At 43.3% G+C, this 24,530-nt stretch carries 29 protein-coding genes; 16 read left to right on the top strand and 13 right to left on the bottom strand.

Features of this window, described 5'->3' with window-relative positions; translation table 11 throughout:
• Positions 1-59: 59 nt before the first annotated feature.
• Together AB4027_RS01615 and AB4027_RS01620 are read right to left on the bottom strand one after the other, a co-directional pair.
• Complete coding sequence (locus tag AB4027_RS01615; RefSeq protein WP_368645691.1) at positions 60-491, bottom strand: OsmC family protein; 432 nt, start codon at positions 489-491, stop codon at positions 60-62.
• Positions 492-582: 91 nt separating this feature from the next.
• Positions 583-864 (bottom strand): iron-sulfur cluster biosynthesis protein, encoded by a 282-nt coding sequence (locus AB4027_RS01620; protein WP_368645692.1) that lies wholly within the window; start codon positions 862-864, stop codon positions 583-585.
• 247 nt (positions 865-1,111) lie between these two features.
• On the opposite strand from AB4027_RS01620, the gene AB4027_RS01625 reads away from it, so the two are divergent.
• The 6 genes from AB4027_RS01625 (at position 1,112) to AB4027_RS01650 (ending at position 5,834) form a co-directional block, all read left to right on the top strand.
• A complete protein-coding gene (locus AB4027_RS01625; RefSeq protein WP_368645693.1) occupies positions 1,112-2,065 on the top strand; it encodes an NAD-dependent epimerase/dehydratase family protein in 954 nt (317 codons plus the stop codon).
• Positions 2,066-2,780: 715 nt separating this feature from the next.
• On the top strand, positions 2,781-3,716 hold the full coding sequence (locus AB4027_RS01630; protein WP_368645694.1) for an ABC transporter ATP-binding protein: 936 nt from the start codon (positions 2,781-2,783) through the stop codon (positions 3,714-3,716).
• Positions 3,709-4,479 carry an ABC transporter permease gene (locus AB4027_RS01635; protein ID WP_368645695.1) on the top strand — a complete coding sequence of 257 codons (771 nt, stop codon included), beginning with the start codon at positions 3,709-3,711 and terminating at the stop codon, positions 4,477-4,479. The genes AB4027_RS01630 and AB4027_RS01635 overlap by 8 nt, the downstream gene beginning before the upstream one ends.
• Positions 4,480-4,585: 106 nt before the next feature.
• Positions 4,586-4,816, top strand: a complete 231-nt coding sequence (locus AB4027_RS01640; RefSeq protein WP_091489413.1) for an AbrB/MazE/SpoVT family DNA-binding domain-containing protein — start codon at positions 4,586-4,588, stop codon at positions 4,814-4,816.
• Positions 4,806-5,165, top strand: coding sequence for a type II toxin-antitoxin system PemK/MazF family toxin (locus AB4027_RS01645; protein ID WP_368645696.1), 360 nt, complete (start codon positions 4,806-4,808; stop codon positions 5,163-5,165). The genes AB4027_RS01640 and AB4027_RS01645 overlap by 11 nt, the downstream gene beginning before the upstream one ends.
• A gap of 222 nt (positions 5,166-5,387) precedes the next feature.
• Complete coding sequence (locus tag AB4027_RS01650; RefSeq protein ID WP_368645697.1) at positions 5,388-5,834, top strand: DUF4385 domain-containing protein; 447 nt, start codon at positions 5,388-5,390, stop codon at positions 5,832-5,834.
• A 175-nt stretch (positions 5,835-6,009) separates the two neighbouring features.
• On the opposite strand, the gene AB4027_RS01655 is transcribed toward AB4027_RS01650, so the two are convergent.
• Entirely contained in the window at positions 6,010-7,059 is a 1,050-nt protein-coding gene (locus tag AB4027_RS01655) for a nucleotidyl transferase AbiEii/AbiGii toxin family protein (protein WP_368645698.1), read from the bottom strand.
• A complete protein-coding gene (locus AB4027_RS01660; protein ID WP_368645699.1) occupies positions 7,056-7,796 on the bottom strand; it encodes a DUF6577 family protein in 741 nt (246 codons plus the stop codon). Before AB4027_RS01660 ends, AB4027_RS01655 begins: the two co-directional genes overlap by 4 nt.
• A 304-nt stretch (positions 7,797-8,100) precedes the next feature.
• Here AB4027_RS01660 and AB4027_RS01665 point away from each other — a divergent pair, with 304 nt between their 5' ends.
• Complete coding sequence (locus AB4027_RS01665) at positions 8,101-8,607, top strand: hypothetical protein (RefSeq protein ID WP_368645700.1); 507 nt, start codon at positions 8,101-8,103, stop codon at positions 8,605-8,607.
• Positions 8,608-8,731: 124 nt separating this feature from the next.
• A complete protein-coding gene (locus tag AB4027_RS01670) occupies positions 8,732-9,250 on the top strand; it encodes a DUF3221 domain-containing protein (RefSeq protein ID WP_368645701.1) in 519 nt (172 codons plus the stop codon).
• Positions 9,251-9,658: 408 nt separating this feature from the next.
• Here the strand turns inward: AB4027_RS01670 and AB4027_RS01675 are convergent, their stop codons facing one another.
• The 4 genes from AB4027_RS01675 to selD are packed head-to-tail and all read right to left on the bottom strand — an operon-like array spanning position 9,659 to position 13,301.
• Positions 9,659-10,417, bottom strand: a complete 759-nt coding sequence (locus tag AB4027_RS01675; RefSeq protein ID WP_368645702.1) for a DUF4336 domain-containing protein — start codon at positions 10,415-10,417, stop codon at positions 9,659-9,661.
• Positions 10,418-10,457: 40 nt separating this feature from the next.
• Positions 10,458-11,198: a type I methionyl aminopeptidase gene (gene map / locus AB4027_RS01680; protein WP_368645703.1), complete on the bottom strand. Its 741-nt coding sequence runs from the start codon at positions 11,196-11,198 to the stop codon at positions 10,458-10,460.
• Entirely contained in the window at positions 11,195-12,247 is a 1,053-nt protein-coding gene (gene mnmH, locus AB4027_RS01685; RefSeq protein ID WP_368645704.1) for a tRNA 2-selenouridine(34) synthase MnmH, read from the bottom strand. The genes map and mnmH overlap by 4 nt, the downstream gene beginning before the upstream one ends.
• Positions 12,248-12,260: 13 nt before the next feature.
• Positions 12,261-13,301: a selenide, water dikinase SelD gene (gene selD, locus AB4027_RS01690; protein ID WP_368645705.1), complete on the bottom strand. Its 1,041-nt coding sequence runs from the start codon at positions 13,299-13,301 to the stop codon at positions 12,261-12,263.
• A gap of 649 nt (positions 13,302-13,950) precedes the next feature.
• Here selD and AB4027_RS01695 point away from each other — a divergent pair.
• From AB4027_RS01695 to AB4027_RS01710, 4 genes are all read left to right on the top strand, one after another.
• Positions 13,951-15,000: an HRDC domain-containing protein gene (locus AB4027_RS01695; RefSeq protein ID WP_368645706.1), complete on the top strand. Its 1,050-nt coding sequence runs from the start codon at positions 13,951-13,953 to the stop codon at positions 14,998-15,000.
• A gap of 16 nt (positions 15,001-15,016) precedes the next feature.
• A complete protein-coding gene (locus AB4027_RS01700) occupies positions 15,017-15,772 on the top strand; it encodes an SDR family oxidoreductase (protein ID WP_368645707.1) in 756 nt (251 codons plus the stop codon).
• A 284-nt stretch (positions 15,773-16,056) separates the two neighbouring features.
• Positions 16,057-16,950 (top strand): hypothetical protein, encoded by an 894-nt coding sequence (locus tag AB4027_RS01705; RefSeq protein ID WP_368645708.1) that lies wholly within the window; start codon positions 16,057-16,059, stop codon positions 16,948-16,950.
• Positions 16,951-16,995: 45 nt separating this feature from the next.
• Positions 16,996-17,196 carry a hypothetical protein gene (locus AB4027_RS01710; RefSeq protein WP_368645709.1) on the top strand — a complete coding sequence of 67 codons (201 nt, stop codon included), beginning with the start codon at positions 16,996-16,998 and terminating at the stop codon, positions 17,194-17,196.
• Positions 17,197-17,344: 148 nt separating this feature from the next.
• Here AB4027_RS01710 and AB4027_RS01715 read toward each other — a convergent pair whose 3' ends face one another.
• Positions 17,345-17,839, bottom strand: coding sequence for a flavodoxin domain-containing protein (locus tag AB4027_RS01715; RefSeq protein WP_368645710.1), 495 nt, complete (start codon positions 17,837-17,839; stop codon positions 17,345-17,347).
• Between the two features lie 255 nt (positions 17,840-18,094).
• On the opposite strand from AB4027_RS01715, the gene AB4027_RS01720 reads away from it, so the two are divergent.
• The 3 genes from AB4027_RS01720 (at position 18,095) to AB4027_RS01730 (ending at position 20,157) form a co-directional block, all read left to right on the top strand.
• Entirely contained in the window at positions 18,095-18,532 is a 438-nt protein-coding gene (locus AB4027_RS01720) for a MarR family winged helix-turn-helix transcriptional regulator (protein ID WP_368645711.1), read from the top strand.
• A gap of 66 nt (positions 18,533-18,598) precedes the next feature.
• Entirely contained in the window at positions 18,599-19,537 is a 939-nt protein-coding gene (locus AB4027_RS01725; RefSeq protein WP_368645712.1) for a ring-cleaving dioxygenase, read from the top strand.
• Positions 19,538-19,590: 53 nt separating this feature from the next.
• Positions 19,591-20,157 carry an NADPH-dependent FMN reductase gene (locus AB4027_RS01730; protein WP_368645713.1) on the top strand — a complete coding sequence of 189 codons (567 nt, stop codon included), beginning with the start codon at positions 19,591-19,593 and terminating at the stop codon, positions 20,155-20,157.
• A 66-nt stretch (positions 20,158-20,223) separates the two neighbouring features.
• Here the strand turns inward: AB4027_RS01730 and AB4027_RS01735 are convergent, their stop codons facing one another.
• From AB4027_RS01735 to AB4027_RS01750, 4 genes are all read right to left on the bottom strand, one after another.
• A complete protein-coding gene (locus AB4027_RS01735) occupies positions 20,224-21,003 on the bottom strand; it encodes a hypothetical protein (protein WP_368645714.1) in 780 nt (259 codons plus the stop codon).
• Positions 21,004-21,070: 67 nt separating this feature from the next.
• Positions 21,071-21,856 (bottom strand): GDSL-type esterase/lipase family protein, encoded by a 786-nt coding sequence (locus tag AB4027_RS01740; RefSeq protein WP_368645715.1) that lies wholly within the window; start codon positions 21,854-21,856, stop codon positions 21,071-21,073.
• A 23-nt stretch (positions 21,857-21,879) separates the two neighbouring features.
• Positions 21,880-22,881 carry an ABC transporter permease gene (locus AB4027_RS01745; protein ID WP_368645716.1) on the bottom strand — a complete coding sequence of 334 codons (1,002 nt, stop codon included), beginning with the start codon at positions 22,879-22,881 and terminating at the stop codon, positions 21,880-21,882.
• Between the two features lie 15 nt (positions 22,882-22,896).
• Entirely contained in the window at positions 22,897-23,805 is a 909-nt protein-coding gene (locus AB4027_RS01750) for an ABC transporter ATP-binding protein (RefSeq protein WP_368645717.1), read from the bottom strand.
• Positions 23,806-24,068: 263 nt separating this feature from the next.
• On the opposite strand from AB4027_RS01750, the gene AB4027_RS01755 reads away from it, so the two are divergent.
• On the top strand, positions 24,069-24,521 hold the full coding sequence (locus AB4027_RS01755) for a MarR family winged helix-turn-helix transcriptional regulator (RefSeq protein WP_368645718.1): 453 nt from the start codon (positions 24,069-24,071) through the stop codon (positions 24,519-24,521).
• Positions 24,522-24,530 lie beyond the last annotated feature (9 nt).

Genomic DNA, 24,530 nt, shown 5'->3' on the forward strand with positions numbered 1-24,530 from the left:
TAAAGGGTTAGACGTCATGAAAGTTACCCTTCTGTCAACTCTAGTAGAATAGGAGGAGTTTAATTGAGTTCAGGGGTATCTTTTCCGTTCAATACAAGCTTCAATGTCACGTCGGCCTTCAGTGAATGACGGACTGAACAGTATTTTTCTTCACTTTTACGGAAAGCGCCCCAGACACGTTCAGCAGAGATGCTGCCTTCTACATAAAGGATCACATCAATATCTGTAAAGTATTTGGGGTGTTCATCGTTTTGTGTGCCATCTGCCTCTACTCGAAAAGACTGGATCTCTCCATTATCAACGGAACGCCGGAGCATGGCCAGTGTATCCATGGAAATACAGCCGGACATGGCACCTAAAAGAGCGGCCATTGGGGTGACGCCTTTTTCCTCTCCGCCCACTTTAGGACTCGTATCCATTTTAAATGTATTGCCTTTATCGTCGCCGGCGACTAAGCTCATTTTTCCTTCCCAAATCGTTTCCACTAACATTTTATATCCTCCAATAGTTGTAGTCGAATGACCTGATAAACCAGTATGAACAGTTCTTTTTTTTTCTGAATCGAAAGGATTCGTTCAGTCATTATTCTGTTTTGTACATGGGTTCATTGAATTCTCTATCTAAACGTATATGAACATCCTTATAGTCAAATAACCATTCATCACCTTCCTCAATAAAGTAAGTGACGTCATTTACGGTTGTGTTAACATTTGACTGATGAGGAACGGCAGGTTCAATACCGACAGTGATCCCTGTGTTACTCCCTCTAGTCAACTTAGGGAAAAAGCGAATACCGTTTTCAGACCCTACATAGATATTCTCTTCAAACCAGGAAATGGCATCTTGTCCGATTTCTATTTTCATGACAAAGCTCTCCTTTAATTAATCCTTTATTAGAGCATTTTATTTGATTTTACAGTTAAATTCTAACATGTAGTACTTCAAATGCCTAACTATTGAGACTCTCCTAAATAGAATGGCGGGACTAAGGAGTTGTCAGAGCTGCACCGTTTCTCTTGAGTAATGGGTATGGTAAGATTTAACTATTAACCAGTGAAAAATCGGACGGAAAGCACTTCATTTATTACATAATCTACAGGGAGGCTAAAACATGAAAGTCGTTGTTATTGGTGGAAGCGGACATATCGGGACGTACTTAGTACCCAAACTGGTCAGAGAAGGTCATCAGGTCATTATGGTGAGTCGCGGGAAAAGTGAACCGTATACTCGGGATTGGGCTTGGGACAAAGCCGAACATGTCGCGCTGGATCGCAGCAAGGATCCGGACTTCTCAAAGGAAATTGCGGAAATGAATGCAGATGTGGTGATCGATCTGATCTGTTTCAAACTGGACGAGGTCAAAGAGATGGTAGAGGCGCTGAAAGAGACGGACCTCTCGCATTACTTATACTGCTCGACGATCTGGACGCACGGACGGACAGAAACGATTCCAGTCGATCCAAAAGGGGAGAAATATCCGCTCGATGAATACGGCAGGCAAAAATACGAAAGCGAGCAGTACTTACTGCATGAGTACCGCGTCAACGATTTTCCGGCAACGATGATCAGTCCAGGACAGATCTGCGGGCCCGGCTGGTCGATCATCAATCCGTTGGGATACGGAGACGACAGTGTCTTCCAGACGATCGCGGACGGGAAAGAAATCAAGCTGCCTAACTTAGGGATGGAGACCCTGCATCCGGTACACGCGGAAGATGTGGCCCGGTTGTTCGTCGATGCGATGAATCACCGGACGCAGGCTCTTGGCGAGAATTTCTATGCCGTGTCAGAAGATTCTCTGACACTTTACGGTTATGCCATGGCTATGTATCGATTCTTTGGACAGGAACCTAAAGTCGGTTTCCTGTCATGGGACAAGTGGAGCGAGCATGTAGCAGACGAAAAACAAGTGAATGTTGCCTATCTCCATTTAGCTCGCAGCGGACACTTCAGCATCGACAATGCCAGAAAACTGCTTGATTTCCAGTTGCAATACACAGCTACCCAAGTGGTTGAAGCAAGTATTCAGAGCTATATCGACAGAGGGATTGTTACTGTGGATTGACAGGATTTGACGGGAAAGCGGCAGTCGGATAGCTTGCTTTCTGTCTGAAGTGGTGTAAAAACGCATATTAGAACATATTTTTGCTACTGTGAACTATAAAAGTGGTGCTAAAAGGGATATTAGAACACGTTTTCGCTCCATTAAGCTATAAAAGTGGTGCCAAAACACATATTAGAACACGTTTTCGCTCCATTGAGCTATAAAAGTGGTGCCAAAACGCATATTAGAACACGTTTCTACTCCATTGAGCTATAAAAGTGGTGCCAAAACGCATATTAGAACATGTTTTTTCACTTTTGAGCGACATAAGTGGTTGCAATACAGTTATTAGAACAAGTTAATCTCTCCTTTTTGAAATAAGTTGTTCCAATAATCCTGTCGAACCCATTTTTGCTAGATAAAAGAGCATTTTACAGCTGATTTGGATCCGGACTATTGAATAAAGTCTTCGAAAACAAAGCAAAGAATGAAAAAGTCCAGAACATCCTTCCCTGAGAAGTCTGTTCTGGGCTTTTATTATTGAAAATCGCCATTAAAACACTGAGAATCGGATAGATGCATTGAGTCTAACGGTGAAAAGAGTTATTCTGTAAGATGGCAGCTGATTTTTCTGATAAATGTGCTAACTAAAAATAAGCCGAAATATGCTATAATAGAAATCGAGTGTTTTTGAATACAGCGGAAAAACAAGAAAGTAACTAAGGAGATAAATTAGATGACTTATGCACTAGAAATCAAAGATTTGAAAAAAGTCTATAAAGGCGGGGTGAGAGCCTTGCGCGGCATTGACTTGACGGTTGAAGAAGGGGACTTTTACGCCCTTTTGGGTCCAAATGGTGCCGGGAAGTCGACCACCATCGGAATCGTCACGTCACTCGTCAATAAGACTTCTGGAAATGTAAAGGTATTCGACTACGATATAGATACGGATTTGACACGTGCCAAGCAGCAGATTGGTCTGGTCCCTCAGGAATTCAACTTCAATCCCTTTGAAACGGTCCAGCAGATCGTCGTCAATCAGGCAGGCTACTACGGTGTGCCTCGTAAAGAAGCCCTGAAGCGCAGCGAAAAGTATCTGAAACAGTCTGACCTATGGGAAAAACGCGATGTCCGCGCCCGTATGCTGTCAGGCGGGATGAAGCGCCGATTGATGATCGCCCGTGCACTGATGCACGAACCGCGTTTACTTATCCTTGACGAACCGACAGCCGGCGTGGATATCGAACTGCGTCGTGAGATGTGGGACTTTCTAAGAGAGTTGAACAATAACGGTACGACGATTATCCTGACCACGCACTATCTGGAAGAAGCTGAGATGCTCTGCCGTAACATCGGGATTATCCGGGCCGGGGAACTGATCGAAGACACGAGCATGAAGAGCCTGCTGTCAAAACTCATGTTTGAGACCTTTATCCTGGATCTGGATACGGCAGGACAAGTCCCTGAAATCACAGGTTATCCGAGTGAAATGGTCGATGAGTCGACCCTTCATGTTGAAGTCGAGCGTAACCAGGGGATCAACGATGTGTTTGAACAGCTGTCCCAGCAGGACATCAAAGTCTTGTCCATGCGCAACAAGTCCAACCGACTGGAAGAGCTGTTCCTGAAGATCACCGAAGAAAATGACCAAGTGGAGGGTGCCCATGTTTAATCTATATTACACAGCATTAAAAAGTCTGGCCGTTAAAGAAACCAACCGATATCTGCGAATCTGGGTACAGACTTTGGTTCCACCGGTCATCACGACTTCCTTGTACTTTATCATCTTCGGTAATCTCATCGGCGGTCGGATCGGCGAGATGGAAGGTTTCTCGTACATGGAGTTCATCGTTCCCGGACTGATCATGATGTCCGTGATCACGAGTTCGTATTCCAATGTCTCGTCATCTTTCTTCTCGCAGAAGTTCCAGAAAAACATTGAAGAGCTGCTGATCGCACCTGTACCGACACACGTGATCATGTGGGGCTTCGTGGTCGGCGGGCTAGGTCGGAGTATCCTGGTCGGGACACTTGTGACCATCATTTCCCTATTCTTTGTTCCTCTGCAGGCCTATTCATGGGTCATGATCATCGTAACGCTGTTGATGACGTCTATTCTGTTCTCACTCGCAGGGTTACTCAACGGCATCTTTGCCCAGTCCTTTGACGACGTCTCGATCGTACCGACTTTCGTGTTGCAGCCACTGACTTATCTGGGTGGCGTGTTCTACTCGATCTCGATGCTGCCGCCGTTCTGGCGTGCCGTTTCACGCGTCAATCCGATCGTCTACATGATCTCTGGCTTCCGCTACGGCTTCCTTGGCATCATCGATGTACCGATCCTGTTGTCCATGGGTATACTCGTGATATTCATCGTGGTCCTCTACGCCATCGACTGGTATCTGATCGAAACAGGTCGCGGACTGAGAAGCTGATTTAGTATGGCTCAGTTAATAAACCTTTATTTGTGGAAACTACAGCATTCATTGTAATGGGTAGTAATTACATGTTATAATACAGGTGATAAAGGGAGGTCATACTATGTCATCAATAAAAGCCCGTAAACAGGGGAACTCGATAATGATTACTCTTCCCAGCGCTTTAGGTATCAAAGAAGGCGAAGAATTTTTCATCATCAAAAAAGATAATGGTGCTATCGCGCTCATCCCTAAAGAGGAAGACCATTTCAAAGATGTATCAGAAGGCGAATACGATATGCCCGAGTTAGATGCTGGGTATGTTCCAAGCGAAGGAGAACTCGATGACATATAGTCCAAGACAACGTGATATCGTGTTTATAGACTTCGATCCTTCTAAAGGGTACGAGATTAAGAAAAGACGACCTGCACTTGTATTAAGTAGAAATGAGTATAATGTAAGTACGAACATGGTCATTGTTTGTCCGATTACATCAACAGACAAAGATCATCCCTTCCTAGTTAAAATAACTTCCGAAAAGCTACCTTCTAAGTCAACCAGTAAGGTTAATACAAACCAGGTTTACTCATTGGACTATAGTGAAAGAGCCAAAAGAAATATTCAGTTTGTAGAAAATATGGAAGAAGAACAGTTTTACCGCATTGCTCAAAAATTCATGCATAATTTTGCATTTAAGTTTTAACAAAGCTCTCCAAAAATTAAGCAATCAAAAAATACGTTCTCCACTTCAGTAACAGAAAGACTTACTGAAGTGGGAACGTGTTTTTTTTAGTTATTATCTGAGCTTCTTGTATCTTTAGATGGATAGTAATAGGGAACCGGTGAAGTCTTATGCTATGATAAGAATAAGTAAATGAGACAGCTTGCATTCCTACGAAGAGAAAAAAGGAAAGAGGTGAGGACCGTGGCATTCGACTATGATCTGGATTTTGACACCATCAACTTTCGCGAGCAGCCGGAACTTTACAGAGTGGGTAGAGGTGAGCAGGGGGTGCTGATGGTGGAGCCATATAAAAGCGAGATCCTTCCGCACTGGCGCTTCAAGACCCCTGACATTGCAAAGGAATCTTCCGATAAAATCTATCAGATGTACCTGGATTATAAAGAAGCCGGGGACTTTGTCGGGATGGATATGGCAAGAAAATATCTCCAGATGGGCTATACACGTGCGCGCCGCTACGCCAACTATAAAGGCGGCAGGAAGTACGACGATAACGGTGAAGTCAAAGAGAGACAGATCGATAAAGAAAAGGCAGAATCAGCGGCCATCTTTGAAGAGAAATGGATAATCGTCAGAGAAGATGAAGAGTATCTGAAGCTGAAGAAAGAGCATCAGAAAAAGTACGGGTAAAACCTTAAATAGATATAAGCAATATCGAAAGTGTCTATATCAGATGCTAGTGTATATAACTAAAAATAGATCAACTTTAAAGTCGTCCAATCGAGTAAGCTTAACTGAACAATTTTTACAATTTGATGAAATAATATAAATTAGATTATGGCATTTTTGTTAAGCTGACGCAAAATCACTGAATGCTCTCTTGCGTTTTCACGAAATAATAAAATGCTTCAGAACTGAATTTCTTTATTTTAGTCATTTTTTTGAATAGTGGTATACCAGTCAATTCAAGTGATGGCTGAGACGGGTCAAAACGTTCAATCTCTCTTGCCCCCGTTTTTAGTAGACTTGCTAAGTAAGATGCTTTTGCAGCACTGACTACTGCTTCTTCTACGATATAGTTCCGATTGATGATATGAGATTTTATTCTTCGTACACCATCTTCCAGCTGTAGAAAAGTTTCTTTTTCGATACTTCCTCTCCCGCCAATGATACATGCCGTTTTTATAATATCATCTAATACATCGTTTGGACTTAAATAGTCTAACTGACGATAGATAAGTTCTTGCTCAGTGCATTTAATAAAGGTATCTTTGATTTCTGTTAAATCCTCAGCTTGATCATATAAACTTTCAATATCGAATAACTGTTTAATGATTTCCATTTCTTTACCTTTACCGTAAGGGATACCGGTTGTATTTGGAGCAAATGCTGCTAGTTTATCCCCCAGAAGATTATCTATATCAGGAGTAATAACAACTTTGGAGGGTGGTAAAGCATCAATGAAAGGGTTCTCAATTGGGAGTTCAATCAGTCGATTGTATGGAGATTCTTCATATAGAATATCAAGTAGTACATACGATTCAGTGCTATCGAGAGGTGATGTATAGTAAAATTTAAAATGCGCTTTTGGAATTGCTGTTTGATAACGAACGTGTTCTTCAAAGCGTGTGAAACTAGACTGATCAACTACCTCTTGTAAAAGATCAGATAAATCTTCTATCAGTATTTTATCAGTAATAATAATATCGATATCAATCGAGAATCTCTTCAGGTTTTTTAATAAAAGCAACAAACAGGTGCCGCCTTTAAAAATAAAATTCAGCTTCCTATCTGTAAGTTTCTCCAGCAGATAAAAAGCATGAGTTACTTTGTCTAACAGGTTGTGGTCTAATTTTTTATAGTCATGATTTAATTTATTATACCAATCTGTGGTCAAACTCTTTTCAGTAATCATTCAGTTCCTGGCCCTCCTTTTAAATGCAACTTTTCCAGCGATTTTTCAGCATTCCTTTTTTTAGCATATCGATTTAATGTCGAATAATTGATGCTATACGTATCCAAGATATTCATAATAACGGTACGAATATCTGAGACTCCTATCGGTAAAATGATTGGATCATTAATCAGCAAATCAACAATAAGTTTTTCTAATTTCGGTGTGTAATAATTATTGTTGATTTTATTTAATGGAGAATCTACGTACAAACGTTTGACGATGATGTTTTCTTCCTGTGGAGAGATGTAATAGTCATACATCTTTTGATCAGGAGATAAAAATGTATTTGGATAGTTTTCTTTTAAAAAATGAAAGGCAGCCTCCAGCACATCTGCATCTATCTCGACGATAAGGTTATCCGTCTGATAAACATGGCTGGATAGATTGCCGATCCATTTGGTCGGGTATATACTGAAATCTACATATGGGAATTTCCCTTGTAACAGATGTGCTAGTTCAGTCATCTTTTTAGTTGGTTTCGGTTGGAAAAGTTTTTTTTCATTAAGAGCATATAATCCTCTCTTAGGACTGAATATTACTCCTTCTTTTTTTAATTCGTATATACGCCATCTCAATGTAGTGATAGGTAAATCAGGATCAAATTGGTGGTAGAAATCTAAGAAATCCTGTGTGTTTATAGGGTGATTTTTTTTAAGAAATTCTATCAAGTCATTGATGTGCAGTGCGTTTCTCATTGAGGGACCTCCTACTCTAATAATTGGGTATATTTATAATTATCACCCGATTATTTGGTTAATTATATCAAATGTTTGGGTTTGATTCAATTTTAAACCCGATTATTTGATGATTGATGAAATAGAATTAAAAGACACTTAGTAATATTCATATTTGAAAATATAGGAATTCATATCAGTTTAGGAAAAAGTAAAGATATATTTGGCGCTAAATAATATAAAGTATTTAAATGTAAGGTATACTAAGGATGGAAATTCAATCCATACATAATACTAAGGGATATAATATTGAGAAAGGTCGTGAATGATGAAACTTAGCGTTTACACTTTTATGTTAATTGGTGTTCTAGCATTAGCTGGTTGTTCCGATACAGATGAAATAAGTGAAGTGAACAATGATAATGGGAGTGACCAAACCAGCACTGACGTGAGTCCCGAAGAAGCTAGACCTAAGCCACCAGAATTGCATATTCAAGTCGGAGAAGAAAGCCTTATTCCGATTCTTGGTACGTACAGCTGGAGTGTTGAAAATGAAGATAGTACATTTGATGGTATCGAAGTAGATTCTGTAGCACCGCCAGAATTAGTCAGTACTATGGACCCACTGCAAGTCACTGCAGACACTACTATTACGTTTAACTTCGAAGAAGAACCCGACCGCTATACCGTAAGGATCTGGGATGAAGATACTAATGTTCTAAGCGAGTCAGATATGGTTGACTTGTCTGGCGAAGGTGAAATTATCTGTGAAGTGCTGGCACATTGGCCACAAGGAAATGCTAGTTATGCTTTCTCCTTAGATATTGAGTAGGTTCTCTAATAACGATGTAACAAAAAAGACTACTTGATACTCTAGGATGATTTAATCCTGTACATCGTTATCAAAGTCGTTAAACCCACTATAGACTATTACTATAAATATGAGGAGAGGTCACATGAAAAACAAGACTTTAGTGATTTTAGGCATTTTGTGCCTACTTGTATTATCTGGATGCAATAATTTAAATTTCTTGAGGGGAGAGCCGAGTATCACCGGCTATGTCATAGCAACAAGTGAAGATAGCATCCTTGTCGTTAACACAGAACCTGAAGATTTTAGTGGAGCTGGAGGAATTGAAGAGTTTTATGATGCGGTCTGGGTAAGTAATGTGACTGAAACTGTGGATGTCGGCGAGCAAGTAAACGTATGGTTTGAAGGAGGCGTTGATCAGTCGTATCCTGCACAAGCTGGAATGGGAGAGCTGGAAATAATGGATAGCCGTATCCCGGATGGGGCTGATCTATCTGAAGCAGAAGCTTTAAGATCTGCATTATCTCAAGAATCCTTAGATCCTGAATCCTTAGTCGTCCGTTCGATTTCCTTTGATGACAATGCAGACGAATGGGTCATTGAACTGAGAGATATTCATAGTTATGAAGATTATACGATTCAAATAGATGATCAGGGAAGTTAGATATTAGTCCAGCTTCTTATTACAACTGAACAATAAACTGTTTGATACGTAACCGTGTCATGGTATACTGTCAACTTATGTATGAAAGAAAGTTACAGTATAGTCTCCGACTATTCAAATGACACGGAGGTGTAAAGAATTGAAGAAAAGATGGACGATCGATCAGATCAATGACTTTGTAAATAAAAATTCAGACAGCAGATTACTCTCGACAGAGTTTACAGGATTTTCTCAACGATTAGAGTTCAGATGTGCTTGTGGCAATAGGTTTGAAAAAACATTGACGAAATTCAAAAATAAGAATCAGCGTAAATGCGACGTGTGTGAGCCGCCGAAAGAATCCCGATAAAAATAGATGACAAACGCGAAAAATGCCTGTTTCTCGAAAAGAGAAGCAGGCATTTTATTCTATTTGTCCAGCCATCTGAAAGCTCGCTTGAGTTCTTCAGTCCCGTTTTGATCATACCAGTGGCCATGGGCGAGGATGATTTTCTCGGGCTGCCAGCTGAGCATCCGTTTATAGCATTCTCGGGCCTGTTCCTTTTGTCCGGCAAAGGTCATGCGCAGATCGATGGGCGTCTTGCCGTCTGGATAGGCGATGCCGGCCAGCTTGTACAAGTTTCTCAGAAAGATATTGGATGTGCGCTTGGGTTCAAAGTTCTCGATCAGGTCAGTGAGGATCAGCGTTTGGCTCTCTTTATGGAAAAAGACGACTTCTTCGAGTGCACGGCTCCCTTTGAAAATAAGCTGATCGATCTTGTCTGACCAGTCAGAAGGGGCTTCGTCTTTTAAAGGACGGTTGAAATCTGTCTGGATATCCTGAGACTCGGCTCGCTTTTCGACACCGGGACTCGACCAGGCCGTGGCGTTTGGATAACGTTTTTTCCATTCAGCGATATAAGCGTAATGGATTTTATTCGGAGAAACGAGGTGTTTCACTTCGCCTAACGCATCGATTTCTTGGAACAGTTGCACGTCAGGATCGATCGGGGAATGGATCCACAGAGACCGGTCCTTTAACTTCACGACCGTCATTCGCGTTGAAAAAGGCAAACCAAATCCCAGCATATCCATTTTGATGATATCCCCGTCTGCGATCCAGATGTCTGGACCGACTTCTTTCAATGTGTTTAGAGGTTCGTATACAGGTACAGACACTGGATCCACTCCTTTTACGGTTGTGATCAGATTATGCCACCCAAGAATATCAGGCCGTCGTGAGTATCGGTCCGTCACTCGTCACAATTATGGTATGTTCGTACTGGGCAACATAACTTTCATCAGTTAAGAAAGTCCAGCCGTCGTCTGACTGGAAAACGTCCTCTTCGAGCGTGGAAATAAAGGGTTCAAAAGCGATGACCATCCCTTCTTCTAAAACGACATCGTCATACTTCGTGTAGAAGTTGAAAATGTGGTCGGGTTTCTCATGAATCGACCGCCCGACACCGTGTCCAGTCAGGTTTTTTATCACAGTCAACCCGTTCTGCTTAGCCGTCTCATGCACGGCTTTTCCGAGCGCGCTGGTCTTAGCACCGGGTTTCACTTTCAATAGGCCAGCTTCAAAGGCTTCTTTGGCTACATCGCAAATCAATTTCAGCCCCGGGTGTCCGTTCCCGACGACAAAAGAGATGCCGGTATCCGCAAAATAGCCGTTCTTGGATCCGGAAACATCGATATTGACCAGATCGCCTTCTTCGATGACCCGGTCGTCGGGGATGCCGTGGGCGACTGCTTCGTTCACACTGATACAGGTGAAGCCCGGGAAGTCATAGATCTGCTTGGGTGCTGACTGGGCACCAGCTTCTTGAAACAGTCTGCCCGCCAGCTCGTCGAGTTCTTTTGTCGTGATACCAGGTACAGTCTTTTCAACCAGTGTATCTCTTATGCTTCCACAGATCTTTCCGATGGCTTTCAGTCCGTTAAAATCTTCTTTTGTTTCTGCGATCATTTGACGCCCTCGCGTTTCAGATCCATACTTTTAGACGACAGCAGTTGCTTCACTTTTTCCGTTGCATCTTCAACTGAGTCGCCAGCGATCGATGTGATCAGTTCTTCGTCACAGGCGGTGGAGTGCGAGTAGCGCGGGTCGTAGTAATAGGTCAGAAGGTTTTTGACGACTTCCGGATAGTCTCTGTTTTCTAAAGCTTCCTCTATCGCATGAGCCACCGGTGTATGGATGCGGCGCTTGATTCCATGAAAGGCTTCTACAACTTGTTCGTGATGGTCAGAAGGAGAATAGTCGCTCAAAATATTTTTGACCCGTTCTTCGATGGGCAGATCGATAAACAGCTGGGGACTCGTTTCCTTGTGCTGATAGAAGCGGTCCGGGATCATGATTTTACCGATGCGTGCACTCTCACCTTCAATTAGGATATAAGGGCGATCCTGATAGTCAAGGAGTGCCTCGCCTAAAAGCAGATTGAACATGCGCTGGTTGTTTGGTTCGAGCCCGATACCGCCGAAGATAGAGCCGCGGTGAGCAGCCATGCCTTCCAAGTCGATGACGGGATAGCCTTCGTCTTTCAGCTGATAAAGGATGTGTGTTTTACCGTTGCCGGTATGACCGTTCAGGACATACAGAGGTGGCAGTGGTAAAGTGTTCAGCTGCTCTTTCATCCAGTTGCGGTAGCCTCGGATGCCGCCTGTCAGACGATTGACTTTAACGTTCATCAGGTTGTTGACGGTCGCAGCCGTTTTACTGCGCATGCCGCCGCGCCAGCAGAACACAGTAACCGGTGTGCCGAGCTCTTTGAATTCTTTGATAAAGGCCGGGAGTTTTTTCGAAAAGATCTCCAGTCCCAGTTCTTTTGCGGCATTCTGACCTTCGTGTTTATAGGTTGTTCCGACTTGTGCCCGTTCCTCGTTTGAGAAGAGGGGAATGTTGATGGCACCTGGGATCGTTGCTTCTTCAAATTCCTTTGGTGACCGGACATCGACCAGCGTGTGATCCTGGTTCTTTAAATGATAAAGTTCTTCTGGTGTAACATCTTTAAACATAGTGTATCCTTTCTTATTTTACGTAAGTATGACCGGGTTCCCCGTCAGAGACTTCTCCAATGAGCTTCGCATCGATGCCTTTATCCTGAAGCGCCTTTAAAAGTGCCGGAGCATCTTCTCCGCCAATGGCCATAAGCAGCCCACCTGAAGTCACGGCATCGGCTAGAATGACTTGATCTATTTCGTCAAGGTTTTCATCAAAGTGAACAGCCTCTTTCACATGTTTCAGATTGTTCTTAGAACCGCCGGGAATGACGCCTTGTTCAGCCAGTTCTCTGACACGCGGCAGGACAGGGACATCGGCTTTATTAAGCGTGATCGCCTGATGGCTTTCCGTTGCCATTTCAGTCAAGTGACCCAGCAGACCAAAGCCGGTGACATCGGTACAGGCGTGCACGTCAAAGTCTTTCATGACTTCTGCCGCTGTTCTATTCAGTGTGGCCATGACATGGGTGACGCGTTTCGTTTCTTCTTCAGAAAGCAGACCGCGTTTGATCGCAGTGGTCGAAATACCGACACCGATCGGTTTAGTCAAAATCAGTTTGTCGCCTTTTTTTGCGCCGGCATTGGTCAGGATACGGTCGGGATGGATCGTTCCGGTGACCGACAGACCAAATTTCGGTTCCTTGTCGTCGATCGAGTGACCACCGACCAGATTGCAGTCCGCTTCCTGCACCTTGTCGCTGGCCCCGCGCAGGATCTCTGTCAAGATCGCTTTATCTAAATCGAAGATCGGGAATGCCACGATGTTCAGGGCCGTGATCGGTGTGCCGCCCATGGCATAGACATCACTCAAGGCATTCGCCGCAGCGACCTGACCGAAGTCGTAGGGATCATCAACTATCGGTGTGAAGAAGTCCAGGGTCTGAACGATCGCCAGATCATCAGTCAGTTTGTATACGCCCGCATCATCGCCGGTATCTACACCGACAAGCAGGTTCGGGTCTTTTTTCTGTACGGGAAGGTCAAGCAGAACCTCGTGCAGTTCAGTGGGCCCGATCTTGCAGCCGCAGCCGCCTTTAGTCGTCAGGGTGGTTAATTTAATTGGATTCATTGAATTTATCCTTCTTTCATATAGATACTCTACTTTCTATTTTACCACGCATGACGGCGTTCTGTATGGGGAGAATGGGAATTCTTTAAAAGTTGAAGGATTCGAGCGATAACAATACAATTACAGCAGTTATCGGTTAGCCCAGGCAAAAATATGAGAGAGTAGTGCTAAGTAGGGCCAACATCGGCAAGCTCAAGCCGAAAAGATCAGTGAGCGATGCTATATAGAGCAATCCTCGGCAAACTCAGGCTGAAATATGAGTGAGTAGTGTTAAGAAGGGCAAATATCGGTAAGCTCAAGGAAAATTAGATTTGAGTGATGCCAAATATGGGCTATATCGGCAAGCTCTAAGAAAAAAAGATTTGAGTGATGCCAGATAGGTGCTATATCGGTAAACCCAAGGAAAAATAAATTTGAGCGATGCTATGTGGTCCAGATTTCGGTGAACTCAACGAAAATATTCAGCGAGCAGTGCTAAAATGGAAGTGATTAGGCATCAAAGCCTAATCGCTCATTATAATTTAGTAGAAATAATCATATAATAAAGAACGTTTCATCCATCGACTATGCAATAGTATGGTACAATTTAGTATATATTTAATTAAATTAATTTGATCCTGAGCTGTTAACTTAAAGGAGTGACTGCCTGATGAAGCTATTTAACAAAATGAAAGAACCGGTTTTTTTCAAAGAGAGTAATAATGCGGAAGAACAGTTGGAAAAGCTGAAGGACTTGAAACCGACCCTTAATGCGGAAGGAATCAAGATGCTGAAACGAGATATTAAGTTCCTGGAGTACGGCATAGCAGGAGAAAAGAATATAAGGTTCGAACTTGAAAACAGCCATATCCCTATGTATATACTGCATGACCTATATCTTGAGGAGGATGATTTAAGTGCACAGATCGATTACCTGGTTGTGACAAAGAAATTAACGTTTATCATCGAATGTAAAAATCTGTATGGGAATATCGACATTAATAATGCAGGCGATTTTGTACGCACCACAGAATATAAAGGGGTCAAGAAGAAGGAAGGCATCTATTCACCTATCACACAGAACCAGCGTCATATGGACTTATTGAAAAAGATCAGAGTGGAAAGTAAAAATAATGTCTTGACTAAGTTTATTTCAGAGAGATATTTTGATGAATTCAACATACCGGTCGTTGTGCTGGCTAATCCTAAAACGGTACTCAATGCAAAGTACGCAAAAAAAGAAGTGAAAGACAAGGTGATACGGGCGGATCAGCTGGTGAGATACATAAAAGAAGCGTATAAACGCTCAGACAGCGCGGTTCTTTCTGACAAAGAGCTGTTAGACCGTGCACAGTCATACTTGGATTTACATAAAGAGCGTATCAAAGATTATACCAAGAAGTATGAACCGTATACATTGAATAGTGATAAACAAGAAACCGATGATACAGATCATTTGGATATGAAAACTAAAACGACAATCAATGAGCCGTCGTCTGCAAAGAAAAAAGACTTATATGAAGAGCTGAAAGAGTTCCGGTTAAGCAGGAGCCGTTCAGAAAATATTAAAGCTTACTATATCTTCAGTAATAAGCAGTTAACAGCATTGATAGATAAGATGCCAAAGAGCAAAGAAGAACTACAGTCAGTTAATGGATTTGGCAAGGCTAAGGTAGAAAAATACGGAGATGAAATCGTAAATATTATTCAGAAACACTAGGACAGGAGAGCTGTGTATGAAACTAAATGATGCTATTGCCGTCGTGACAGGTGTCAGCCATGGGCAGGGGATCGGTGCGGCGATCTGCCGTGAGCTGGCGAAAGAAGGTGCAACACTATTCTTTACGCACTGGAAGTCTGGGGCTGGTTGGGCCGCAAAATTTAAGGAAGAGCTAACAGAAATAAATGGGATCGAGTGCAGCGATATGGAAGTCGATCTCTCGGACCCGAATGCACCGCAGAAAATCATCGAAGAAACGACTCGCAAATTAGGCAGCCCAACGATCCTAGTCAATAATGCCGCACACTCCACAAGAGACGGCTACATGAACTTGGATGCCAAGACACTTGATGACCATTATGCAGTCAATATGCGGGCGACTCTTCTTTTGAGCGTCGAATTTGCACGCCGCTTCAAAAAGCAGAAAAAGTCCGGCGGCCGAATCATCAATTTGACTTCTGGGCAAGCTCAAGGGCCGATGCCGGGAGAATTGGCTTATGTTGCCACTAAAGGAGCCATATCAGCCTTCACGCTATCGTTGTCAGCGGAACTGGCACCTTTAGGCATAACAGTCAATGCCATCAATCCGGGTCCAACAGATACCGGCTGGATGACAGATGAGATTCAAGAAGAGTTGACACCCAAATTCTTGTCAGGGCGAATGGGATTGCCTGAAGATGCCGCTCGATTAGCATTGTTCCTTGCCAGCGAAGAGTCAGAGTGGATCACAGGTCAGGTCATCAATTCAGAAGGCGGATTTCTAAGAGGGTGATCTGAGAGGAAGAGAAAGTAAAACGACCCCGGAAAATTTTATTATTCTCGGGGTCGTTTAGGTTGTAACAAGGGTCTTATTCACATTGAACTCTGGACTGCCCAGGTACAATACTATCAGTAAAAACACAAAAAGTTTCAGCACTAGAATTTCAAAAAAGAATCTCTCTATAGAGGTTCTTTTTTGCTATTTACGCTTAAGTTCTATTACAGATAAATAGCTCCCATTGTTGAATAAATAATTAAAAGCGTATAATAGGTATGAAGAGCAAGAGGAGGGATTCTGTGAATGTGAATAACTATCTGACAGTTTTAGATGAACTCAAATCTGTACCTGATACAAACACAGATAAACTTATTCGTGTTGCTGGTGTGATAACGGATTATGTTAAAAAAGCTTATGACATTGACTTGATCGTCGTTGGTGGTCTGTCAGTAGAAATCTATACAGACGGCGGTTACACGACACAGGACATCGATTTTGTGGGTGTGAACCATGAGAAAATCATGCAGGCATTGAGTGATCTAGGTTTCCGTCATGAGGGCAGGAACAGTATTCACGATGAGCTGAATGTTTTTGTCGAAGTTCCGGATTCAGTTCTGAAAGATGCAGATGAACACTATATCAGAAACGTGACCACAGAAGATGGTTTTGAACTGTCCGTTATTGGTGTTGAAGATATTATTAAAGACCGTCTTGTCGCATTGGTGCAGTGGGATGAATACATGCAGGATGAGTGGATCTATCAGTTGATAAAAAAGTACCACAAGAAATTGGACATCACTTATATTAGAAACACTTTGGATAAAGCAGAAAGAGAGTTATTTGACTATTTTTACGATATAGTTAAGGAAGTAGCTACCTCTGAGAAACGACAATTTGAACTGATCCTGTATCTTCAAAGAGAAGGTGTTCCTCATACTTTGTTTGAATTAGGAAAATACAAAATTATTGCACTACCGGCAAAAAGCGGAACATTTTATGGTTTATCATTATCTCCATTAGTTATGGGATATACTTACGAAGACGAAGAAGACCACGAAGAGACATTTGTGGCTATAAGAGATAGTGAGCTAACACTAAATGAACTTACGAATTGGTTAAACTCTTTTTCAGAATCCGATGTAAAAAACATTGATAAAGTAACTAAGTACTTAAAAGAATTAAGAAAAGAGTGATTATGTAAGAATATGATATACTTTAGATGAAAAGGGGGGCTGATAATGACTAAACTTAAAGTAGACAATGTGGTAATCAAGGCGCCAAAGGGAATGAGTGAAATGGAACTATTAAAGATAAAAAAGCGGTTGGGACGTGACTTGTCAGCCTCACCTAAGCGAAAGAGACCGCGGGATCCTGATGAAAAACGTGTGTTGAAAGAATGGGAAGACGAACGCGGTGGCAAAAAAATAGGCGAGATTTAAAATTGATAAGAGTAACTAAATGAGATGTTGAATGGAAAATAGAAATTAAGAGACTCCCAAATACACACTCGTGATACCTGTGTATTTGGGGGTCTCTATAGTTAAAGTCGGGCTTAACGATAAATGATTGTGCAACAGTCATTTATGATTAGAGACTTTTATTTAACTGCTGATTTAAAGTCTCCGCAAAATTCTGAATGACATCTTCTCGAATGGCCGATACATCTTCGGTGACTTTTGCAACTTTTTTAGTGATCATTTTTTCAGCGAAATTCATCTCATTGAAATCGAACGCTCCGCCAAAGCAGTCTCTGACCACAGCTTTCTCCTGTAATTCCGGCGGATAATTGACTTCCAGTTCGTTCCTCAGGGTGTGTTCTTCCTGCATGCCGCAGATAAACAGGCCGATCGTTTTCTGTTTTAGTTCGTTTAAGTTGGTCTTAGCAAATATATCCACTTCTTTTAATATCTTTCCTACATAGACTGGACTGCCAAGGACAACGGTATCGTACTGTGAAAAATCAACTTCCGTCTTCTCTTTCAGATCGATTTTCTCTATTTCTCCTTCCAGTTGTTCTTCCAGCATATTCGCACATTTTTCGGTGCATCCATGTTTGCTCGCATAGGCGATCAGGGTTTTCATTGTGTGTCCTCCTCTATGAATTCAAATTATGTACAGCCAATCATGACTATGATTTTTCTCGGTTATTTCAACCTGATTATAACGCTTTGCAAGATGAACCGGCAACTAAGAGCCCGTCGTTTTAACAGATAGGATGCTTTCTACACTAGTGTCTTTTAATAATAGGCTGAGACATTTAATTTAGAAAGTTTAAAATACTCCTTGCATCCTTATCGCTTTACATGTAAACTGATAATATAGAAAGGAATGATACCGGTGAGAAAAAATACATTAGCTTCACTCATATGGGTGCGTATTACACGGTTCACTCATCAGAGTGCGTTGCTTTCTAACGATAATGTAAAAAGGTATGACATCACTGCAGCACAGTTTGACGTACTTAATCAGATCGGCACGTATCAGCCTTTATCTCAAAGTGAACTGGCTGACAAGATCACGATTTCAGCCGGCGGGATCTCCCGCATGTTGAGCCGGCTTGAACGCGAGGGGTACATCGCGCGGACGGTTGAATGGAAAACCAAGTGGATCAGCCTGACTGAAACAGGCCAAGGGAAACTGGATGAAGTCTTTGAAGATCAGCTGGACTTTCAGACGTCACTGATGGACGAGTGTCTGACCCAAGCTGAACAGAAAGAATTGTATGCTCTGATGACAAAAGTGCAGAAGCACACTGAAAAAAAGTTGAATACCTAAATGCGGGCAACTTTTTTTTGGGTCATCACTTGACTAGTCAAATTAAAACCATGAGGAGGAATCATCATGTCGATACTATTAGGACATCACCACATTTCCATGCTGGTGAAAAATGCGAAAGAAACCGATACATTCTATAAAGATATTTTAGGGCTGCATCGGGTAAAAGTCACGGTCAATCAGGACGACCCGACGATGTATCATTTGTTTTACGGAGACAAAACGGGCAGTCCGGGTACAGGCCTGACCTTTTTTGAAATGCCGAGCATCGGAAGGACTCACCGAGGGACCAACGCCATTACACGCATCGGTCTGATGGTCCCGTCAGAAGAAAGCCTGGCGTATTGGAAAGCGCGTTTTGAAGACTTAAATGTCTATCACGGGAGCATCACGACCTATGCCAAGCGCAAGGGGCTGAAGTTTGAAGACCCGGACGGCCTGCAGCTGGTCCTCCTGGTGGCTGATGGTGAAGAAATGGATACTTGGGAAAGCTACAAAGAGTCGGCAGTCCCTGTAGAACATCAGATTCGCGGGATGGGGCCGATCGAGATCACGGTAAGAGACAGTGAGACATTCAAAGAGACCCTGACTGACCGGATGAAGTATAAAGAGGTTTACCGAGACAGCAACGAAGCACTGTTTCAGACAGTGAAGGAAGATAGTTATGGTGAGATCTTAGTCAGGCAATTGGATGGACCGGATGAGAAACCGGGAAGAGGCAGTGTCCATCATTTAGCCTTGCGTGTGAGTGAAGAATCGGAGCTCCAGTACTGGGACGAAATGGCACGACAGAACAGATTCCCGTCCTCTGGAGAAGTCGACCGGTATTACTTTAGAAGTTTATACTTCCGGGAACACAACGGCATCCTGTTTGAAATCGCGACAGACGGACCCGGGTTCACCGTTGATCAGGATCCTGAGCACTTAGGCAAAGAACTCGTCCTGCCGCCGTTTCTGGAAGACAGACGAGAAGAGATCGAAAGCAAACTGGACCCGATCGATTAAGTTTAAAAGAATAAGAGGAACACTAAATAAAACAGAAAAAGGAGAGTTTAATCATGGAAAATAAATTAAACATTGGTATTATATTAGGCAGCACAAGGGATGCCCGCGTCAGCCCGCAGGTCGGCGAATGGGTCAAGGAAATCGCAGACGAACGCGAGGACGCAAACTATGAGATCATAGATATCCTTGAATATCAGCTGCCATTCTTGGGAACCACAGATGGAACAGAACCTGGTATCGCGGCCTGGAACGAAAAAATCGACAGTCTGGACGGCTTTGTCTTTGTTGTTCAGGAATATAACCACAGCTATACAGGTGTATTGAAAAATGCGATCGACCACTTGAGAGAAGCTTGGCATGACAAAGCAGCCGGTATCGTGAGCTACGGTTCGACCGGCGGCGCGCGTGCGGCTGAACATCTCCGCGGTGTGTTTGCTGAACTGAAGATCGCAGACGTTCGTGTGCATCCGACCTTGTCTCTGTTCACTGATTTTGAAAACTTCACGACATTCAAACCGGCTGACCTGCACTTAGTCAACATGAATGCCATGCTCGATCAGGTCAACGCCTGGAGCAAAGCCTTAAAACCGTTAAGAGTCAAAGAAGAAACAGTAAAATAATCTCAACTAAAGCAAAGCACCTCTTTATCATCCAGTTTTGGACGGATAAAGAGGTGCTTTATTGCATTAAAAAGCTTTAGCTAGCTTTGATCCAATATAATATAAAGTAACAGCAAGAATAACGGATGCATAGATGATCAGATTGTTTAGACTGACGTCGTCAAAGAAAAATATAAGCAGAACGGAGGCACTATATAAGATTTGAGCAGCAAATAGTCTGGATCTGTTTACTTTATTTCCCTGATCATCTAAAGCTTCTTCCCGGGACAAAAACCAGAAGAGGATAAATGATAACCCAATAAGAGTGAAAAAAACTGTGGTGAGCGTATCCATGCCAGAGACAGGATGGAAATTCAAATAATCCAGAAAGAAACTCTGTACCAGAAACAGCACGGATGCGATCGCGTTGATGATGACGAAGGTCCGTGTCAGCCTTCGTCCTTTTGAAACAAGATATATGGCTAAAAGAAAGACCACGAGATAAATACTGTTGTCGTTACTAAAAGACAAATAGATCGTAAGGCCCAAAGTCAAAAGCATATCAAAGACAGTCACCGCTTTCCCGCACAGGCCGTTGACCATCCTTAAAACGAGCAGCAGCCAGCCAATGATCAGCAGCTGGACCGATTCATAGTAAAATAGATTGATAAGTGCAAAGCCGGCAGCCAGAATTGCTGAATAGTCATGTTTCGGATCGATTTCCCTAGCCAGTGCCCAGGACAGAAACACACCAACACCGATAGATAAACCTGATAGAAATGCGCCAGTCACCAGCCATCCCACAGCCGTGACCGCCAGTGTCAACAGGACGATCAGCTGGTTTGTTTTGTAGTTGAAATCGATCATTCTTCCCAATGTGAAAATAAGATCACTCCTTCATGCGTTTATGCTTAATGATAAGTTATTTAGTGCTCTAGTTCAATATCCGGAAGAGTGTTTCTGCAATGACCTGATAGCCCATCCCGTTTGGATGAAAGTCATCTTGGGAGAGATACGCGTCTAAATGATAGGCGAACAGTTCATAGGTCGGGATATAGGCAAAAGCAGCATCCGAATTGACGATCAGTCGTGTTTCATGATTCCAGTCTAATAAAAAGCGTGCATTTTGAGGGTCGTCCTCGCTGTATGGATTATACAAACCAATGATCGCCAGCTGTGCATCCGGATTGATGGACCGGATCTCACTCAGGATAAATGTCAGATTTTCTTTATAGGTGTTCAGTGTTTCTTCGAAGGCAGGGGCGAGCGTCACGTTGTCCTCTAAGTTCAGGCGGTTCAAATCGTTGCCGCCGATCGAAAGGATGATCAGCTCGGCACCGGCAATGCTTGTCCGGTTTTCTCTGCTCTCGATCAAGTCTGCCAGCTGACTGCTTTCAAAACCTGGGACCGAACTGTTTGTGATGGTTGTATCTGTCTCACTGTCTTCTTCCAGCAGATTCAGATATCTTTCTCCGATCCCCAGATTTTCTTCGTCTCCGACACCGAAACCGATGGAGTCGCCGAGGATGAGGATGTCAGAAGCGCCATCCGGCGGCATGACATCTTCTGGCATATCTTCAGGGGACTCCGTCTGTGTTTCTGTCTGAACACCTGCTTCATCTCCGCTGATAATGATGGACGTGACGAATCCAAAAACAAACACTAGCGCCAGGATCAGGGCACTCATTGATACCAGCGGCCAAACGACTTTTTTAAACATGGTGCACCTCCTTGGGCATGTGATCAGACCAGGACATCTCTGCGGTTAAAAACGATGAAGCTGATCGCTATGGACACGATTGCCCAGACGCTCAGTATCAGAATGGAAAAGTTGAGACTCATGCCTTCGACCGGCTGGTAGGATCCGGTCAGGTAGCGGGTGAGATCCAGATTCGTCACGAAGAAATACTTCACCAGTTCCCAGTCGGACAAGAAGAACTGCAGGAACTGGCCGCCGATCAGAGCCGCCATCAGGATGCCGATAGCTGAGGCACTCGTGTCCACGATCACTGAGATCAGCAGGGTAATTGAAGCGACGATGATGGAAACGAACCACACGAGAGAATAGATCAGCAGAGTATACTGATATCTGGGGATCAGTATCGTGGAATCTGAATTCAGTGTGCCTTCAAATAGTGTGAAGCCGGTCACGATGGGTTCGCTGAAGCCCCACTCCTGAAAGAAGAGATAGGAAACCAGAGTCGTCGTGATCCCGATGATAAACACTAAGAGGGTGGTCATGATAAGCAGGGCAATATACTTGCTCAGCAATACTTTCCACCGGGGGACGGCGCGGGTGAGTAAGATTTTGATCGTCTTTCTGGAAAATTCACTGGAAACGAGGTCAGCCGCCAGGATAGCGATAAGCAAAGGAATGAATAAGGTGATGCCCTGTTCAGCGAAAGACACGTTGAACTTCGCCGCGGTCGGGGTGACTGGATTGATGTCGTTTTCGATAAAATAATTTAGCTGTTCGATCTCTCTGTCGATAGAGGCCCGTACTTCGCCGGGGATGGATTCGTTCTGGCTGCGTTCTTCGAGCTCACTGAGCCGCTGCATCGTCAGTCCCTGCCAGTCAAACGTTGTGTCACCAGACTCCGCTTCGAACTGTTCGATATTTCTTTCGTAAGCATAATTCTGTCCATATGAGAGCAGGGTGACAAAAATCAGAAGTAAAATAATGATCAGGGGCATTTTCTTCTTCAGCAGGATTTTCAGTACTTCATTCCGTACGAGTGCGATCATAACGATCCTCCTCCACTAAATCGTGTGTTTATCGGTAAGTGACAAGAACAGATCTTCCAGGGTGCGCTTTTTATTTTCGACATATGTGATGTCAAAGCCTGATTCGATCAGGGTCTTATTTATTTCTGAAAGTTTTCCTGGATCGACCGTGGCTCTAAGCGTATGTCCTGCGATCGCTGCCTCCACCTCAAACGTGTTTTTTAAAATCGACTGAGCTTTTTTGGGATCGTCTAATGTCCACACGACCTCGCCGGTGACCAGGGCATCATCGATCGATGCACTTTGGATGATCCTGCCGTTATTGATGATACTGACGCGGTCGCACATCAGCTGGACCTCACTGATCAGGTGAGATGAGATCAGGACTGAAATGTTTTTTTCGCGGGCCAGATTTTTAACGATCTCTCTGAATTCGTGGATGCCCTGAGGGTCGAGACCGTTCGTCGGCTCATCCAGGATCAGCAGTCTGGGTTTATGGATCAGGGCCTGAGCCAGACCGATACGCTGCTTCATCCCCATGGAATATACAGCCACTTTATCATGGATGCGGTTTTCCATCCCGACTAAGGCGACTGCCTCATCGATGTTTTGTTTCGTCACATCTTTTGACATGCTGGCGAGCAGTTCAAGATTCCGGTAGCCGCTCATGTAATCATACAGATCCGGTCCTTCGATGATGCAGCCGACATTGGACATCGCTTTGACAAACTCTTTTTTAAGAGAATAACCGCAGATCTCAACGTCTCCTGAAGTGGGTGTCGATAAGCCGACAAGCATCCGCAGGGTCGTTGTTTTACCGGAACCGTTGGGACCCAGGAAACCGACGATCTCACCCGCTTGGATATCAAAGCTGACATCTTCGATGATCAGTTTTTTCTGAATCTGTTTTTTCAAGTGTGAAACCTTTAGTACTGAAGTATCCATAATGAGTCTCCCTTCAGTGAACGGTAAAAAAACGTTTATCATACGAGTTTAAGAAAATTTTGAGTTCATTTAATTGCCTTCATTGTATCACTTTATGTATAGGTAAAGTAGTCAGACAGCAGCAAAGTCCTGAAAGGCTGTTACTGACGTAGTATGAATTGGATATTTCGTTTTAATTGTTGCAAATGCAACAAAAATATTGTATTCTATTATTATGCTAAGAAACTTGAGGCGAATGCATTATTAATTCAAAGGGGTGACATATGAGCGAGATTCTAAGAGACATCGGCGTGATCGCCCGGGCACTGGACTCGATCGCGAATATCGAATTCAAAGAGCTGGCTCTCACGAGAGGGCAGTATCTGTATCTGGTCCGAATTGATGAGAACCCGGGAATCATCCCTGACAGACTGGCTGACCTGGTCAAAGTGGACCGCACAACGGCTTCCCGAGCCATCAATAAGTTGGAGAAACAAAACTTCATTGAAAAAAGAACTGACCCGGACAATAAAAAAATCAAACGGCTGTTTCCCACAGACAAGGGGACAGAAGCTTCGGCGTACATCCGCCGGGAAAACAAGCATTCCAATGAAGTAGCGCTTGAGGGGCTGACACGGGAAGAAGCCGAAAACCTATCCATCCTGCTGGAAAAAGTAAAAAACAATATCGAAGCAGACTGGAAAGCTGTGAAGCAAGGCGAAACGAGAGAGTATTAAAATCAAGAG

Origin of the sequence: Alkalibacterium putridalgicola (assembly GCF_040959045.1) — a bacterium.
GTDB classification, from domain to species: domain Bacteria; phylum Bacillota; class Bacilli; order Lactobacillales; family Carnobacteriaceae_A; genus Alkalibacterium; species Alkalibacterium putridalgicola.

Coding starts and splice junctions, on each gene's coding strand:
- AB4027_RS01615 (WP_368645691.1), bottom strand. CDS start 491: ATGTTAGTGGAAACGATTTGGGAAGGAAAAATGAGCTTAGTCGCCGGC.
- AB4027_RS01750 (WP_368645717.1), bottom strand. CDS start 23,805: ATGGATACTTCAGTACTAAAGGTTTCACACTTGAAAAAACAGATTCAG.
- AB4027_RS01700 (WP_368645707.1), top strand. CDS start 15,017: ATGAAACTAAATGATGCTATTGCCGTCGTGACAGGTGTCAGCCATGGG.
- AB4027_RS01735 (WP_368645714.1), bottom strand. CDS start 21,003: ATGATCGATTTCAACTACAAAACAAACCAGCTGATCGTCCTGTTGACA.
- map (WP_368645703.1), bottom strand. CDS start 11,198: ATGATCGCAGAAACAAAAGAAGATTTTAACGGACTGAAAGCCATCGGA.
- AB4027_RS01670 (WP_368645701.1), top strand. CDS start 8,732: ATGAAAAACAAGACTTTAGTGATTTTAGGCATTTTGTGCCTACTTGTA.
- AB4027_RS01745 (WP_368645716.1), bottom strand. CDS start 22,881: ATGATCGCACTCGTACGGAATGAAGTACTGAAAATCCTGCTGAAGAAG.
- AB4027_RS01695 (WP_368645706.1), top strand. CDS start 13,951: ATGAAGCTATTTAACAAAATGAAAGAACCGGTTTTTTTCAAAGAGAGT.
- AB4027_RS01710 (WP_368645709.1), top strand. CDS start 16,996: ATGACTAAACTTAAAGTAGACAATGTGGTAATCAAGGCGCCAAAGGGA.
- AB4027_RS01755 (WP_368645718.1), top strand. CDS start 24,069: ATGAGCGAGATTCTAAGAGACATCGGCGTGATCGCCCGGGCACTGGAC.
- AB4027_RS01655 (WP_368645698.1), bottom strand. CDS start 7,059: ATGATTACTGAAAAGAGTTTGACCACAGATTGGTATAATAAATTAAAT.
- AB4027_RS01620 (WP_368645692.1), bottom strand. CDS start 864: ATGAAAATAGAAATCGGACAAGATGCCATTTCCTGGTTTGAAGAGAAT.
- AB4027_RS01740 (WP_368645715.1), bottom strand. CDS start 21,856: ATGTTTAAAAAAGTCGTTTGGCCGCTGGTATCAATGAGTGCCCTGATC.
- AB4027_RS01630 (WP_368645694.1), top strand. CDS start 2,781: ATGACTTATGCACTAGAAATCAAAGATTTGAAAAAAGTCTATAAAGGC.
- AB4027_RS01665 (WP_368645700.1), top strand. CDS start 8,101: ATGATGAAACTTAGCGTTTACACTTTTATGTTAATTGGTGTTCTAGCA.
- AB4027_RS01725 (WP_368645712.1), top strand. CDS start 18,599: ATGTCGATACTATTAGGACATCACCACATTTCCATGCTGGTGAAAAAT.
- AB4027_RS01635 (WP_368645695.1), top strand. CDS start 3,709: ATGTTTAATCTATATTACACAGCATTAAAAAGTCTGGCCGTTAAAGAA.
- AB4027_RS01715 (WP_368645710.1), bottom strand. CDS start 17,839: ATGAAAACCCTGATCGCCTATGCGAGCAAACATGGATGCACCGAAAAA.
- AB4027_RS01625 (WP_368645693.1), top strand. CDS start 1,112: ATGAAAGTCGTTGTTATTGGTGGAAGCGGACATATCGGGACGTACTTA.
- AB4027_RS01660 (WP_368645699.1), bottom strand. CDS start 7,796: ATGAGAAACGCACTGCACATCAATGACTTGATAGAATTTCTTAAAAAA.
- mnmH (WP_368645704.1), bottom strand. CDS start 12,247: ATGTTTAAAGATGTTACACCAGAAGAACTTTATCATTTAAAGAACCAG.
- AB4027_RS01640 (WP_091489413.1), top strand. CDS start 4,586: ATGTCATCAATAAAAGCCCGTAAACAGGGGAACTCGATAATGATTACT.
- AB4027_RS01730 (WP_368645713.1), top strand. CDS start 19,591: ATGGAAAATAAATTAAACATTGGTATTATATTAGGCAGCACAAGGGAT.
- AB4027_RS01645 (WP_368645696.1), top strand. CDS start 4,806: ATGACATATAGTCCAAGACAACGTGATATCGTGTTTATAGACTTCGAT.
- selD (WP_368645705.1), bottom strand. CDS start 13,301: ATGAATCCAATTAAATTAACCACCCTGACGACTAAAGGCGGCTGCGGC.